Annotated in this window: 13 protein-coding genes; 11 read left to right on the plus strand and 2 right to left on the minus strand. The window is 75.7% G+C overall.

Features of this window, described 5'->3' with window-relative positions; all coding sequences use genetic code 11:
• Window positions 1-308: 308 nt before the first annotated feature.
• From ACGF15_RS28240 to ACGF15_RS28285, 10 genes are all read left to right on the plus strand, one after another.
• A complete protein-coding gene (locus tag ACGF15_RS28240) occupies window positions 309-1,052 on the plus strand; it encodes a PIG-L deacetylase family protein (RefSeq protein ID WP_392803023.1) in 744 nt (247 codons plus the stop codon).
• A gap of 166 nt (window positions 1,053-1,218) precedes the next feature.
• On the plus strand, window positions 1,219-1,812 hold the full coding sequence (locus ACGF15_RS28245; RefSeq protein ID WP_345608137.1) for an XRE family transcriptional regulator: 594 nt from the start codon (window positions 1,219-1,221) through the stop codon (window positions 1,810-1,812).
• A 129-nt stretch (window positions 1,813-1,941) separates the two neighbouring features.
• Window positions 1,942-2,919 carry an NADPH:quinone oxidoreductase family protein gene (locus tag ACGF15_RS28250; RefSeq protein WP_392803026.1) on the plus strand — a complete coding sequence of 326 codons (978 nt, stop codon included), beginning with the start codon at window positions 1,942-1,944 and terminating at the stop codon, window positions 2,917-2,919.
• Complete coding sequence (locus tag ACGF15_RS28255; protein WP_345608133.1) at window positions 2,916-4,097, plus strand: acyl-CoA dehydrogenase family protein; 1,182 nt, start codon at window positions 2,916-2,918, stop codon at window positions 4,095-4,097. Before ACGF15_RS28250 ends, ACGF15_RS28255 begins: the two co-directional genes overlap by 4 nt.
• Window positions 4,094-5,173 (plus strand): acyl-CoA dehydrogenase family protein, encoded by a 1,080-nt coding sequence (locus ACGF15_RS28260; RefSeq protein WP_392803030.1) that lies wholly within the window; start codon window positions 4,094-4,096, stop codon window positions 5,171-5,173. Before ACGF15_RS28255 ends, ACGF15_RS28260 begins: the two co-directional genes overlap by 4 nt.
• Window positions 5,174-5,299: 126 nt before the next feature.
• Entirely contained in the window at window positions 5,300-6,904 is a 1,605-nt protein-coding gene (locus ACGF15_RS28265) for an ABC transporter substrate-binding protein (protein ID WP_392803033.1), read from the plus strand.
• A gap of 23 nt (window positions 6,905-6,927) precedes the next feature.
• Complete coding sequence (locus ACGF15_RS28270; protein WP_345609784.1) at window positions 6,928-7,893, plus strand: ABC transporter permease; 966 nt, start codon at window positions 6,928-6,930, stop codon at window positions 7,891-7,893.
• A complete protein-coding gene (locus ACGF15_RS28275) occupies window positions 7,886-8,779 on the plus strand; it encodes an ABC transporter permease (RefSeq protein WP_392803036.1) in 894 nt (297 codons plus the stop codon). The genes ACGF15_RS28270 and ACGF15_RS28275 overlap by 8 nt, the downstream gene beginning before the upstream one ends.
• Before the next feature lie 95 nt (window positions 8,780-8,874).
• Entirely contained in the window at window positions 8,875-9,777 is a 903-nt protein-coding gene (locus ACGF15_RS28280) for an ABC transporter ATP-binding protein (RefSeq protein ID WP_392803125.1), read from the plus strand.
• Window positions 9,770-10,429 carry an ABC transporter ATP-binding protein gene (locus ACGF15_RS28285; protein ID WP_392803039.1) on the plus strand — a complete coding sequence of 220 codons (660 nt, stop codon included), beginning with the start codon at window positions 9,770-9,772 and terminating at the stop codon, window positions 10,427-10,429. The genes ACGF15_RS28280 and ACGF15_RS28285 overlap by 8 nt, the downstream gene beginning before the upstream one ends.
• A gap of 77 nt (window positions 10,430-10,506) precedes the next feature.
• Here the strand turns inward: ACGF15_RS28285 and ACGF15_RS28290 are convergent, their stop codons facing one another.
• Window positions 10,507-11,148, minus strand: coding sequence for a TetR/AcrR family transcriptional regulator (locus ACGF15_RS28290; RefSeq protein ID WP_392803042.1), 642 nt, complete (start codon window positions 11,146-11,148; stop codon window positions 10,507-10,509).
• 188 nt (window positions 11,149-11,336) lie between these two features.
• Here ACGF15_RS28290 and ACGF15_RS28295 point away from each other — a divergent pair, with 188 nt between their 5' ends.
• Window positions 11,337-12,152, plus strand: a complete 816-nt coding sequence (locus ACGF15_RS28295; RefSeq protein WP_345608120.1) for a DUF2306 domain-containing protein — start codon at window positions 11,337-11,339, stop codon at window positions 12,150-12,152.
• A 371-nt stretch (window positions 12,153-12,523) separates the two neighbouring features.
• Here ACGF15_RS28295 and ACGF15_RS28300 read toward each other — a convergent pair whose 3' ends face one another.
• Window positions 12,524-13,303, minus strand: a complete 780-nt coding sequence (locus tag ACGF15_RS28300; RefSeq protein WP_345608118.1) for an SDR family oxidoreductase — start codon at window positions 13,301-13,303, stop codon at window positions 12,524-12,526.
• Window positions 13,304-13,643: the final 340 nt, after the last annotated feature.

Here is a 13,643-nt window from a genome sequence, read left to right on the forward strand (position 1 = left end):
AAAAACCCCGGCCCCCCCCCCACCGGATGGTACCAAACCCACCCGCCCCCCCCGTCCCCGGGGGGCCCGCGGGGCGGGGGGGCGGCCCGCCCCCCCCGCCGCCCGGCGCGCGCGTTCCCCGGCCCGGGCCGGGGGCATTCGGGCTGGGGCGTGCCGGCCTCCAGCATGATCGCAGCGTGCCCGGGGGCGCCCGGCCCGGCGTCCCCGCCGGGCGGGTCCTGCGGCTCCCGCGGCAGGTGCCGCGCCGCGCCGTTCGGGCCGTCCCCGGCCGGCGGACCGGCCGGGCTGACGGACCGTATGCTGCCGCCATGAGCGATCACACACCCGAGCAGCTCGCGGAGATGCCCGCGGACTGGAAGCGCGCGCTGGCCGTCGTCGCCCACCCCGACGACCTGGAGTACGGCTGCGCGGCCGCGGTGGCGGCCTGGACGGACCAGGGCAAGGAGGTCACCTATCTGCTGGCCACACGGGGCGAGGCGGGCATCGACTCCATGGACCCCGAGGAGGCGGCGCCGCTGCGCGAGCGCGAGCAGCGGGCGAGTGCCGCGGTGGTCGGCGTCACCGCGGTGGAGTTCCTCGACCACCGGGACGGCGTCATCGAGTACGGGACCGCCCTGCGGCGCGACATCGCCGCCGCGATCCGCCGCCACCGCCCCGAGCTGGTGGTCACCCTCAACCACCGCGACACCTGGGGCGGAACGGCCTGGAACACCCCCGACCACCGCGCGGTGGGCCGGGCGGTACTGGACGCGGCGGCCGACGCCGGCAACCGGTGGATCTTCCCCGAGCTGGTGGGCCAGGGGCTGCTGCCCTGGAACGGTGTCCGCTGGGTGGCCGTGGCCGGCTCCTCCTCGCCGACGCACGCCGTCGAGGCGGGACCCGGTCTGGAGCGCTCGGTGCGCTCGCTGCTGGAGCACCGGACGTACATCGAGGTGCTGACCGACCAGGAGCCGGAGGCCTACTGCCGCACCCTCCTGACCTCCTTCGCGGAAGCGGCCGCGCCGCGCTTCGCGGGCCGCCCGGCCGTCGCCTTCGAGCTCTTCCCGCGCTGAGGCGCCTCTCGCGGCGCCGTGCGGCCCCGCACCTTCCCGCGCGACCCCGCCCTTTCCCTTGCGGCCCCTCCCGGTGCGGCCCCGCCCTTTCCCTCAGGGACCCTCCCGGTGCGACCGGGCCATGTGCTGACTTGACACGCGGGTTTGCCGTTTCTGCAATGGAGGCATGGTTCGAGAAGACGAGGACGAGCGCCTGGGCGCCGTGCTGAACGAGGTCGGCCCCCGGCTGCGCAGGATCCGCAAGGAGCGGGGGGCCACGCTGGGTGCCCTCTCGGAGGCCACCGGGATCTCGGTGAGCACGCTCTCGCGGCTGGAGTCCGGAGGCCGCCGCCCGAGCCTGGAGCTGCTGCTGCCCATCGCCCGGGCGCACCAGGTGCCACTGGACGAACTGGTGGGGGCTCCTCCGGTGGGGGATCCGCGGGTACGCGCCAAGCCGGTGGTGCGCGGCCACCGCACGATGTACGCGCTCACCAGCCGCCCGGGCGGGCTCCAGGCGTACAAGGCCGTCTACCAGCCGTCGTCCGAGCCGCCCGAGCGGCGCACCCACGAGGGCTACGAGTGGCTCTACGTGCTCTCCGGGCGGCTGAGGCTGCTGCTCGGGGACCACGACGTGGTGCTGACGCAGGGGGAGGCCGCGGAGTTCGACACCCGGGTGCCGCACTGGTTCGGGGCCGCGGGCGACGAGCCGGTCGAGTTCCTGAGCCTGTTCGGGCCGCAGGGGGAGCGGATGCACGTGCGGGCCCGGCCGCGGCGCGGCTGAGCGCCCCGCGGGCACCCGTGGCCGGAGGCGACGGGCCGGCGCCTCTTCCACTGGCGGCAAGCGACCGCTTAGTATGCGGGCTGGCACAGTTCTGCCCGTACTGCCCTACGGCCGGTGGGAGGCCCCGAGATGCAGGCATGGCGAGTACACCGCAACGGCGAACCGGGCGAGGTGATGCGGCTCGACGAGGTCGAGCGGCCCGAACCGGGGCCCGGTCAGGAACTGCTGCGGGTGAGGGCCGCCAACGTCAACTTCCCCGACGCCCTGCTGTGCCGCGGCCACTACCAGGTGCGCCCGCCCCTGCCCTTCACCCCGGGCGTCGAGGTGTGCGCCGAGACCGCCGACGGCCGCCGCGTCATCGCCGCCCCGGCCCTGCCCCACGGCGGTCTCGCGCAGTACACCGTCGCCGACTCCGCCGCCCTGCTGCCCGCCCCGGAGGCGCTGGACGACGCCGAGGCCGCGGCCCTGCACATCGGCTACCAGACGGGCTGGTTCGGCCTCCACCGCAGGGCCGGCCTGCGCCGGGGCGAGACCCTGCTGGTCCATGCCGCGGCCGGGGGCGTCGGCAGTGCGGCCGTCCAGCTCGGCAAGGCGGCGGGCGCCACCGTCATCGGCGTCGTCGGCGGAGCCGGGAAGGCCGAGGCGGCCCGCGAACTCGGCTGCGACGTGGTGGTCGACCGGCGCATCGAGGACTTCGCCGCCGCCGTCAGGGAGGCGACCGGCGGCCGTGGCGCCGACGTGGTCTACGACCCGGTCGGCGGCGCCGCCTACACCGGGTCGACCAAGTGCATCGCCTTCGAGGGGCGCATCGTCGTCGTCGGCTTCGCGGGAGGCGAGATCCCCGCCCCCGCCCTCAATCACGCCCTCGTCAAGAACTACTCGATCCTCGGCCTCCACTGGGGCCTCTACGCGCGCAAGGACCCCGGTTCCGTGGCGGAATGCCACCGGCAGCTCACCGAGTACGCGGCCAAGGGCCTGATCAAGCCGCTGATCAGCGAGCGGGTCCCGCTGTCCGGCGCCGCCTCGGCCGTGCAGCGCGTCGCGGACGGCGCGACCACGGGCCGTCTCGTCGTCCTCCCCGGCGCCGACGAGGGGGAGCGGCGGTGACCGGCCCCGAGGAACTCCGCCGGCGGGTCGCCGACCTCCTCGCCGCCCACCCCCCGGCCGAGACGGGGCGCACCGACTTCCTCCGGGCCCGGTTCGACGCCGGTCTGGCCTGGGTGCACTACCCCGAGGGCCTCGGCGGGCTCGGCGCACCGCGCACCCTCCAGGCGGCCGTCGACGCCGCCCTCGCCGAGGCCGGGGCCCCGGACAACGACCCGCGCCGGATCGGCATCGGCCTCGGAATGGCCGCCCCCACCCTCCTCGCCTACGCCTCCGACGCGCTCAGGAAGCGCTTCCTGCGCCCGCTGTGGACCGGCGAGGAGGTGTGGTGCCAGCTCTTCTCGGAGCCGGGTGCCGGGTCCGACCTCGCGGCCCTCGCCACCCGGGCCGTCCGCGACGGCGACACCTGGGTCGTCGACGGGCAGAAGGTGTGGACCTCCAGCGCCCACGCCGCCCGCTGGGCCATCCTCCTCGCCCGTACCGACCCGGACGCGCCCAAGCACCGCGGCATCACCTACTTCGTGTGCGACATGGCCGGCCCCGGGGTCGACGTGCGCCCGCTGCGGCAGATCACCGGCGAGGCGGAGTTCAACGAGGTCTTCCTCACCGGAGTCCGCATCCCCGACGCCCACCGCCTCGGAGCGGTCGGCGACGGCTGGCGCGTCGCGCAGACCACCCTGATGAACGAGCGCGTCTCCATCGGCGGCCACCGCGTACCGCGCGAGGGCGGCATGATCGGCCGCCTCGCCGCCACCTGGCGCGAGCGCCCGGAGCTGCGCACCCACGACCTGCACCAGCGGCTCCTCGCGCTCTGGGTCGAGGCCGAGGCCGCCCGGCTGGCGGGGGAGCGCCTGCGCCAGATGCTCGCGGCCGGGCAGCCGGGACCCGAGGGCAGCGCGGCGAAGCTGGCCTTCGCCCGCCTCAACCAGGAGATCAGCGGCCTGGAGGTCGAACTGCTCGGCGAGGAGGGGCTGCTGTACGACGACTGGACCCTGCGCCGCCCGGAGCTCGTGGACTTCACCGGCCGGCAGGCGGGCTACCGCTACCTGCGCGCCAAGGGCAACTCGATCGAGGGCGGCACCAGCGAGGTGCTGCTCAACATCGTCGCCGAGCGCGTCCTCGGCCTGCCCGCCGAACCGCGCAGCGACAAGGACACCCCGTGGAAGGACCTGGCCCGATGACGGACCTGCTGTACGGCGAGGCCGAGGAGGACCTGCGCGCCTCCGTCCGCTCGCTGCTCGCCGCCCGCTCGGACCCGGCCGCGGCGAGGGCGGGACGGGAGGAGGCCGGCGACCCCTACGACCCCGCCCTGTGGCGGTCGCTCGCCGGCGGTGCCGGCGCCGCGGGGCTGCTCGTCCCCGAGGAGTACGGCGGGCAGGGAGCCGGTCCCCGGGAGGCCGCCGTGGTGCTGGAGGAGCTGGGCCGGACCGTCACCCCGGCCCCCTTCCTCACCAGCTCCGTGGTCGCCACCACCGTGCTGCTCGCCCTGGACCCGGACCGCCGGCCCGTGGGCGGGCTGCTGGAGGACCTCGCGGCCGGTGAGCGCACGGCCGTGCTGGCCCTGCCGCTGTCCACCCCGCCCGGCGTCACGGCCGCCCCGCCGCAGGGGCGCGCCACCGCCGTCGCGGACGCCGTCGCCGCGGACGTCCTCCTCGTGCCGAGGGCCGACGGGCTGTACGCCGTCGACGCGGCGGAGGCGCGCGTCGAACCCTGCACCCCGCTCGACCTCACCCGTCCGCTCGCCGCGGTGAGCGCCCCGGACGGCACCGGCACCCGGATCGCCGCCCCCGGGCCCGCCGCGGACGCCGTCGGCCAGGGCCTGCTCGCCGGGGCCGCCCTGCTCGCCTCCGAGCAGCTCGGCCTCGCCGAGTGGTGCCTGGAGGCGGCCGTGGCGCACACCCGAGAGCGGCACCAGTTCAACCGCCCCGTGGGCTCCTTCCAGGCGCTCAAGCACCGCATGGCCCGGCTGTGGCTGGAACTCGTCTCCGCGCGGGCGGCCGCCCGCGCGGCCGCCGACGCCCTGGCCACCGGTGCCGGGGACGCGCCGCTCGCCGCCGCGGTGGCCCAGGCGTACTGCTCCCCGGCCGCCGTGCGCGCCGCCGAGGAGTGCCTGCAGCTGCACGGAGGCACCGGCATGACCTGGGAGCACCCGGTCCACCGGTACCTGAAGCGGGCCAAGGCCGACGAGATCGCCTTCGGCACCCCGGGCCGCCACCGGCAGGAGGTGGCCCGGCTCACGGGCCTGGACGCCCCCTGAGACCCGGCGGGCCGCGCCCGTGCCCGTACGCCCCACCGGTAACACCCCCTGTTCCGAACCGGTCTTTACATACTGTTTAATTGCGAGAACTTTGCAACAACAGTCGATCTTCAACAGGGGGTCATCATGACGGGCCGATCCCTACGGGCCGCCTCCGCCGCGGCCCTGGCCGCCGCTCTGCTCCTCGGAGCGGCGGCCTGCACCGCGCCGTCCGACGGCGGAACCCGGGCGGCGGACGGCAGCACCGCGGTCGTCGGCATCGCCTACGAGCCCGACACCCTCAGCCCCCTCCTCGGGTACGGCAAGGACGGCAACTCCAAGATCTTCGACGGGCTGCTCGCCCACGACGCGGACCTGCGGCTGCGCCCGGCCCTCGCGGCCGAACTCCCGGAGGTCAGCCCCGACGGGCTCACCTACACCTACACCCTCCGCCGGGGCGTGACCTTCCACGACGGAGAGCCCTTCGACGCCGAGGACGTCGTCTTCACCTACCGCACCATCCTCGACGAGAAGACCAACAACCCCTCCCGCACGGAACTCGACGCCCTCAGCGGCGTCCGCGCCGAGGGCAGCCACACCGTCGTCTTCACCCTCGCCTACCCCTACGCCCCCTTCGCCCAGCGGACCGTGCTCCCCATCGCCCCCGAGCACATCGCCGGCCGTCAGGACGTCAACACGGGGAGGTTCACCACCGAACCGATCGGCACCGGGCCCTACATCCTCACCGGCTGGTCCAAGGGGGAGAAGCTCAGCTTCAAGGCCAACCCCCGCTACTGGGGCGGCGAACCGGAGGTCGAGCGGCTCACCATGGCCGTCATCCGGGACGACGACGTCCGCGCCACCCGGCTGCGCGCCGGAGACCTCGACGGCGCCGTCCTGCCGCCCGCCCTCGCCGAGGGCTTCGCCCGCGACAGGAACCTGCGGACCCACCGGGCCACCAGCTACGACTACCGCACCGTCACCCTGCCCACGGGCAACCCCGTCGCGGGGGACACCGCGGTACGCCGCGCCCTGGACATCGCCGTCGACCGGCAGGCCATGGTCGACGGCATCCTGAACGGCGCGGGCAAGCCCGCGTACGGCCCCGTCCCCACCGGCAGCCCGTGGTTCACCGCAGGCACCGAGCGCCGCCACGACCCCGGGGCCGCCCGGCGGATCCTCGACGAGGCGGGATGGAAGCCCGGCAAGGACGGGATCCGCACCAAGGACGGCGTCCGCGCCGCCTTCCCGCTCTGGTACGTCACCGGCGACAAGCTCCGCCAGGACCACGCCCTCGCCTACGCCTCCGACGCCCGCAGGATCGGCATCGACATCACCACCCAGGCCGGGACCTGGGAGGTCATCGAACCGCGGATGGAGGACGACGCGGTCCTCGCCGGCGGAGGGGCGCCCGGCGACCCCGACTTCGACCAGTACCTGCTGCTCCACTCCGACCACGCGGGCGACGGCTTCAACAACATGGCCCGCTACGACAACCCGGCCGTGGACAAGGCCCTGGAGCAGGGCCGCCGGGCAGGCGACGAGGCCGCCCGCAGGCGCGCCTACGACACCGTCCAGCGGGAACTGGTGCAGAACCCGGGCTACACCTTCCTCACCCACATCGACCACGTCTACGTGCTCGCCGACGCCTGGGACGGCCTCAGCACCCAGGTCGAGCCGCACGACCACGGCCTGGCCGCCGGACCCTGGTGGAACATCGAGACCTGGACCCCCAAGGGCACCCCGCGGTGAAGCGGCGCGCTCCCTGGGGCGCCATGGCCCGTATGGCGGGACGGCGGGTCCTGCTCGCCGTCCCCGTCCTGCTCCTGGTGACCTTCGGCGTCTTCGCCGTCGCCGCGGCCTCCCCCTTCGACCCCGTCAAGGCGTACACCGGCACCGCGGGACTCACCGCCTCGCAGGAGAACCTCGACCAGATCAGGGCCAACCTCGGCGTCGACCGGCCGTTCACCGCCCGCTGGGCGGACTGGATCGCCGACGCCCTGCGGGGAGACCTGGGCGACTCGGCCGTGCTGCGGATGCCGGTCGCGGACGCCGTCGCCGAGCGGCTCGGATGGTCGGTCCTCCTGGCCGCCGCGGCCTTCGCCCTCGCCGTACTCCTCGGCACCGCGCTCGGCGTCCTCGCCGCGCGCCGCCCCGGCGGCCCGCTCGACCGCTGCGCCACCGCGGCGGCGTACACCCTGGAGGCCGCTCCCGCCTTCTGGCTGGGACTCCTCGCCATCTGGCTGTTCTCCCTCCAATGGGGCGTGCTGCCCGCCGGCGGGCTCACCGACACCGCCAGCGACACCGTCACCGCCGGGCAGGTCGCCCGCCACCTGGTGCTGCCCGCGGCCGTCCTCGGCATCAGCCAGCTGCCGTGGTTCTTCCTCTACGTACGCCAGGGAGTCGGCGACGCCCTGGCCGAGGACCCGGTGCGCGGCGCCCGCGCCCGCGGACTGGCCGAGCGCACCGTCCTGCTCGGACACGCCCTGCGCTCCGGCATGCTGCCGATGCTCACCCTCATCGGCTCCCGCGTCCCCGAACTCATCACCGGAGCACTGCTCGTGGAGACCGTCTTCAGCTGGCCGGGCATCGCCGCCGCGACCGTCCAGGCCGCCACCGCCGTCGACTTCCCGCTGCTCGCGGCCCTCACGGTGCTCGCCACCGCGGCCGTGCTGCTCGGGAACCTCCTCTCGGACCTGCTGTACGGCCTCGCCGACCCCCGGGTGGGCTTCGATGGCTGACCGGCACCCCGCCCCCTGTGCCGCCCCGGCCGTGTGGCGCAGCCGCGGCGGCACCCGCCGCTCGACCCGCACCCTGCGGATCGCCGCCTCGGCCGCCGTCCTCGTCTGCGTGGCCCTCGCGGTGCTCGTCGTGCCGCCCGCCGTGGACCTCGACCAGCAGGCCGTCGACCTGTCGAGCAAGCTCCTGCCACCCTCCGTCGAGCACCCCTTCGGCACCGACGACGTCGGCCGCGACCTGCTGCTGCGCTGCGTCTACGGACTGCGCGTCTCGCTCCTGGTCGGCCTGGTGGCCGCGCTCGCCGCGACCGTGATCGGCACCGCCGTGGGCGCCGCGGCGGCGGCCCTCGGCGGCTGGACCGACCGCCTGCTGATGCGCCTCGTCGACACCTTCTCCTCCGTGCCCCACCTGCTGCTCGGCATCTTCGTCGTCGCCATGTTCCGGCCCGGGGTGTGGCCGGTCGTGGTGTCCGTCGCGGTCACCCACTGGCTGTCCACGGCCCGCATCGTGCGGGCCGAGGTACTCTCGCTGCGCTCGCGCCCGTACATCGACGCCGCCGTCAGCGGCGGAGCGGGCCGCCTGCGCATCGCCGTCCGCCACCTGCTGCCCGGCGTCCTGCCGCAGGCCGGACTCGCCGCCGTGCTGATGGTCCCGCACGCCATGTGGCACGAGTCGGCCCTGTCCTTCCTCGGCCTCGGACTGCCCACCCACCAGGCCAGCCTCGGCAACCTCGTCCAGAGCGCCCGCGGCTCCCTGCTGGCGGGCCACTGGTGGCCCACCCTCTTCCCCGGCCTGTTCCTGATCGTCCCGACCCTCGCCGTCGCCGGCCTCGCCGGCGCCTGGCGGGAGCGCCTCAACCCGCGCAGGCGAGCGGAGCTGACGCTGTGACCGAGTCCTCCGCCACCCGCCCGAGCACCCGCGCCCGCCCGTCCGCCGACCGGCCTCCCCTGCTGGAGGTCAAAGGCCTGTCCGTGCGCTTCCGGATGCCCGGCGGGCGGCACATCGCCGCCGTCAGCGACGCCGGCTTCACCCTGGAGGCCGGACAGTGCCTCGCCCTCGTGGGCGAGAGCGGCTGCGGAAAGTCCGTCCTCGCCTCCGCCCTGCTCGGGCTGCTGCCCGCCAACGCCCAGACCGCCGGCACCGCCCGCACCGCGGGCACCGAACTCCTCACCGCCGACGAGGCGGTCCTGGCCCGCACCGTCCGCGGACGCCTCGTCGGCCTGGTGCCCCAGAGCCCCGCCGCCCACCTCACCCCCGTACGGACCGTCGGCGCCCAACTGGCCGAGACCGCGAGGGCGCTCACCGGCCTCCGGGGGGAGGCCGCCGCCCGGCACGCCGCCGGGGCCGCCGAGCGCGCCGCCTTCCCCGCCGGCCACCTCGACCGCTACCCCCACGAGCTCTCCGGCGGCCTCGCCCAGCGTGCCGCCACCGCGCTGGCCCTGGTGGGCGACGCGCCCCTGCTGCTGGCCGACGAGCCCACCACCGGCCTCGACCGCGACCTGGTCGAGCACACCGCGGACGAACTGCGGCGCCAGGTGGACCGGGGACGCGGCCTGCTGCTGATCACCCACGACCTCGCCGCCGCCCAGCGCACCGCCGACCGGGTCGCCGTGATGTACGCCGGCCGCATCGTCGAGATCGCCGAAGCCGACCGCTTCTTCGGCGAGCCGGGGCCCCGGCACCCCTACGCCCGCGGCCTGCTGAACGCCCTCCCCGAGCGGGCCTTCACCCCGATCCCCGGACTGCCGCCCGAACTGGGCGACCTCCCCGCGGGCTGCGCCTTCGCCCCGCGCTGCTCCAAGTCCGACGGCCGCTGCGCCTCGCAGCGGCCGGCCTTCGCCGCGGGAACCGCCTGCCACCACCCCGAGGAGGCCGACCGTGATTGAGCTGGACCAGATCACCGCCGGATACGACCGCCACACCCCGGTGGTGCGCGGCGCCTCCCTGCGCCTGGCGCCGGGCGAAGCGGTCGGCCTGCTCGGCCCGAGCGGCTGCGGCAAGTCCACGCTGGCCCGCGTGGCGGCCCTGCTGCACCGCCCCGAGGCAGGCCGCCTCACCATCGACGGGGAGCCGGTCCGCGCCTGGCGCCACCGGGCACCGCGCCGTCTGCGGACCGCGATCGGGGTCGTGTTCCAGCAGCCCCGCCTCGCCGCCGACCCCCGGCTGCGGCTCGTCGACCTCATCGCCGAACCCCTGCGCGCAACGGGCCGCCGCGAGGGCGCCGCGCGGCAGGCGGCGGAACTCGCCGAGACCGTGGGGCTGACCGGCGAACTGCTGCGCCGGCGCCCCCACGAGGTCAGCGACGGCCAACTCCAGCGCGCCTGCCTGGCCCGGGCCCTGGTGCTGCGCCCCCGGCTGCTGGTCTGCGACGAGATGACCGCCATGCTGGACGCCTCCACCACGGCCGCGCTCGTCGCCGCGGTGGAGTCCTACCGGGCCGCCCGCGGGGCGGGCCTGCTGGCCGTCGGCCACGACCGGGTGCTGCTGGGGCGCTGGTGCGACCGCACGGCCGAGTGGGAGGACGTGGCGACCGGCTGAGCTCCGGCGGCGGCGGGCGCACGGCCGCGCCGCCGACTCGGCGATCCGGAGGAGCGCGCCGGTGCGGCTGCCGGGGCTCAGGCCGGTGCGCGGGACTCGGGGGTGCGCAGCATCGCGGCCAGGGTGTCGGCGGCGAGGCGCTCCGGGGTGTCGTCGAGACCGAGCTTCGCGAAACCACCGTTGAGGTGCAGCACGGCCAGGCCGTGGACCGCTGCCCAGATCGAGCGGGCCAGGACCAGCGGCGAGGCGCCGGAGTCCAGCACACCGCGGTGCTGCGCCTCGGTGACCGCGTCGATCAGGGGCTGGAAGGACGCGGGGCCGGTCGGGGACTGCCGGTGTGCGCCGCGGCTGCGGAAGAGGATGCCGAACAGCGCCGGGTTGTCCTGCGCGAAGCGCAGATAGGCGGCGCACATGCCCACCAGGGTGTCGGCGGGGCCGTCCGCGGCCGCGTCCGCACGGAGCAGGCGTCGGCGCAGTTCCTCGTAGCCGAGATCGCCGACGGCGTGCAGCAGGGCGTCGCGGTCGGCGAAGTGGCGGTAGGGGGCGGCGGTGCTGACACCGAGGCGCCGGGCCAGGGCGCTGAGGCTGAAGCCTTCCTCGCCGCGCTCGTCGAGCAGTTCGCGAGCCCCCGTCAGCAGCGCCTCGCGCAGCGCCCCGTGATGGTAGGAATCGGGGTTCTTCGCCCCGGACCCTGTGTCCGGTCTCGCTTTCGACGCCATGTTGACCACATTAACATTCATGGCTATGTTAAAGGTCCTCACAATGTAAGAGTGAGTCACATGAGGGTGGGGGTGTCTCCGTCCCGCCCTCCCCGCCTGCCCTCCCCGCCCCGGCGCCGGGTGCGGCCCGGGCCGGCGGCCGGCAAGCAGCCGAACCCGTATCCGCCGCGCCACCTGCTGGAGGGGCCGTGTCCGATCGCCCGAACGAAGAGGGAACCGCCACCCCGGCGCCCCGGCCCGCCGAGTCAGGGAGGATCGCGACCCTCGCGGGCTCCCGGAGCGCGCCGCCCCCGCCGCGCCGTCCTCCGGCCCGCTCCCGGACGGGCTGGACGCTGGTCCTGCTGAGCTCGCTGGCCGTGGCCGCCCTCTCCGTCGGCACCTATGCCGCAGGGTCCCTGGAATCCCTCGCCGAAGACGGGGCCGGCCTGTCCGAGGCGTATGCCGCCGCACCGGCCTTCGCCCAGGTCCTCCTCTACGTCCACATCGCCACCGCCGCCCTGGCGCTGCTGCTGGGCCCGTTCCAGTTCTCCCGCGCACTGCGTCGGCGCTCGCCGCGGGCGCACCGCGCGGTGGGCCGCGTCTACCTGGTCTCGGTCCTGCTCGGGGCGGTGAGCGGGGTGCTGGTCACCCCCTGGAACTCGGCCGGCATGGCAGGCTTCTTCGGCTTCGGAGGCCTGTCGGTGCTGTGGGCGGTCACCGCGGTGCGGGGCTACAGAGCCGCCCGCCGCGGCGACATCGCACACCATCAGGCCTGGATGATCCGCAACTTCGCCTTCACCTACGCCGCACCCGCGCTGCGCCTCTGGCTCGGCCTGCTGATCCTCGTCCAAGCACCCTTCCATGACATGGACACCGAGTTCGCCGTGGTGTTCGACAACGCGTACCACGCCGTGCCGTTCCTGGCCTGGGTGCCGAACATGTTCGTCGCGGAGTGGCTGATCCGCCGCCGCAACCTGCCCTCCTACCGCCTGCCGCCGCCCGCCTCCGCCCGGCGCGGCCGCTGACCGCGGAGCAGGGCGGCGGGTCGGCCGCGAACGGCGCAGCGGCAAGGGCGGCCCTCCACCGGTTCCGGCAGGAGGACCGGCCCACGCCGCATCGGAGCCGAGCGGACGACCAGCCGGATCCGGCCCCCCGCGCGGCCGCCCCACGGCGGCACGGGGCCCGCACCGTCCGCAGGCCCCGCGGGTCCGGACGCCGGTCCGCGGCCGGTCGGGACCCGGCCGCCCCCGTCCGGAGCCCGCGACGCCCCGGTGCGGCCCCGGCGCACGCAGTGCTCGGCACGCGGCCCCTCGCGCCGACGCGTGCACGGCCGTGTCCCCGTCGCGGTCTCGACGGCCGCTGCCCGACGGGGTTCCGGCGCGCCGGGGGCCCGTTGTCAGTGGGCCGAGTGACCTGCGCCCCCCGCCACGGCCACGTCGGCGCCGCTGATGTACGAAGCCATCGGCGAAGCCAGCAGGGCGATGACGGGTGCGACCTCCTCGGGGCGGCCCATCCGCCCGAGCGGCACCCCGCGACGGGCGACGGATCCGGCGGCCCACTGCCGGTAGGACTCGGCACTGCCGGACGCCGCGTGGACCGCCTGCTGCCGCTCCGTGTCGATCATGCCCAGACTCACGGTGTTGACCAGGATCTCGTCGGCCGCCAGTTCGGTGGCCATGGAGCGGGCGAGGTTGGCGAGCGCGGCGCGGGCGGCGCTGGCCGTGACCAGGCTCGGCTCCGGTTCGCGTGCGATCAGGGCTCCGATCAGCACCACGCGGCCCGCGTCGGAGCGCCGGAGCCAGGGCAGCGCCGCCCGTACCGGGAGCACCGCGCCCAGCACCTTGCCCTCCAGTTCGGCCAGCCAGTCCTTGGGCGTGGCGTCCGCGAAGGTGCTCGGGAGCCCTTCCCCGGCATTGGCCACCACGGCGTCGATCCGGCCGAACCGTCCGGCCGTCGCGCGGACGAAGCCCTCCATCGCCGCCTCGTCGCGCACATCGCCCGCATGGAGGTACAGCCGGTCCTGCTGGTGCGCCCACACCTGCGCCAGCCGCCCGGCATCCCGGGCGCAGGTCGCCACCCGGGCGCCCTCGTCCAGCAGCAGTTCGACGGCAGCCCGACCCACGCCGGAACTGCCACCGGTCACCATGACCACCCGCCCCGTCAGCTTCAGATCCACAAGATCGCAGGCTAGCCACGCGGCACATCCGGCACCACAGGTCCGCGCGCCATTCGCAGGCGCCCGGGCGGGCTGCCGCCCCGACCGGCACCGCCACCGGGGTCCCCGCGCGGAAACCGTCCAGAGGCCGACGTGACACCGCTGGTGACGGCCCTGCACGCGGAAAGGATCAGACCGGTCGGGCCGGCCACCCACCCGCGGGAAGGCGGCCGGCTCCCCGAGCCGCACCCCGCGTACGAGGCCGAATCCGGACCTGCCCGCGCCACGCCGCCCACCGCGGGCCCGAGGATCCGGCCGTCCGCGCCGGGGCCCGCACCTCGGGTGCACCGTGGGCGGGTCC

Origin of the sequence: Streptomyces sp. NPDC048001, from assembly GCF_043203115.1 — a bacterium.
GTDB classification, from domain to species: domain Bacteria; phylum Actinomycetota; class Actinomycetes; order Streptomycetales; family Streptomycetaceae; genus Streptomyces; species Streptomyces sanyensis.

What these genes read in the sequence shown, in the direction of transcription:
- ACGF15_RS28290 (WP_392803042.1), bottom strand. Translation starts at nt 11,148, where the DNA reads ATGGCGTCGAAAGCGAGACCGGACACAGGGTCCGGGGCGAAGAACCCC.
- ACGF15_RS28280 (WP_392803125.1), top strand. Translation starts at nt 8,875, where the DNA reads ATGCCCGGCGGGCGGCACATCGCCGCCGTCAGCGACGCCGGCTTCACC.
- ACGF15_RS28245 (WP_345608137.1), top strand. Translation starts at nt 1,219, where the DNA reads ATGGTTCGAGAAGACGAGGACGAGCGCCTGGGCGCCGTGCTGAACGAG.
- ACGF15_RS28240 (WP_392803023.1), top strand. Translation starts at nt 309, where the DNA reads ATGAGCGATCACACACCCGAGCAGCTCGCGGAGATGCCCGCGGACTGG.
- ACGF15_RS28260 (WP_392803030.1), top strand. Translation starts at nt 4,094, where the DNA reads ATGACGGACCTGCTGTACGGCGAGGCCGAGGAGGACCTGCGCGCCTCC.
- ACGF15_RS28250 (WP_392803026.1), top strand. Translation starts at nt 1,942, where the DNA reads ATGCAGGCATGGCGAGTACACCGCAACGGCGAACCGGGCGAGGTGATG.
- ACGF15_RS28265 (WP_392803033.1), top strand. Translation starts at nt 5,300, where the DNA reads ATGACGGGCCGATCCCTACGGGCCGCCTCCGCCGCGGCCCTGGCCGCC.
- ACGF15_RS28270 (WP_345609784.1), top strand. Translation starts at nt 6,928, where the DNA reads ATGGCCCGTATGGCGGGACGGCGGGTCCTGCTCGCCGTCCCCGTCCTG.
- ACGF15_RS28275 (WP_392803036.1), top strand. Translation starts at nt 7,886, where the DNA reads ATGGCTGACCGGCACCCCGCCCCCTGTGCCGCCCCGGCCGTGTGGCGC.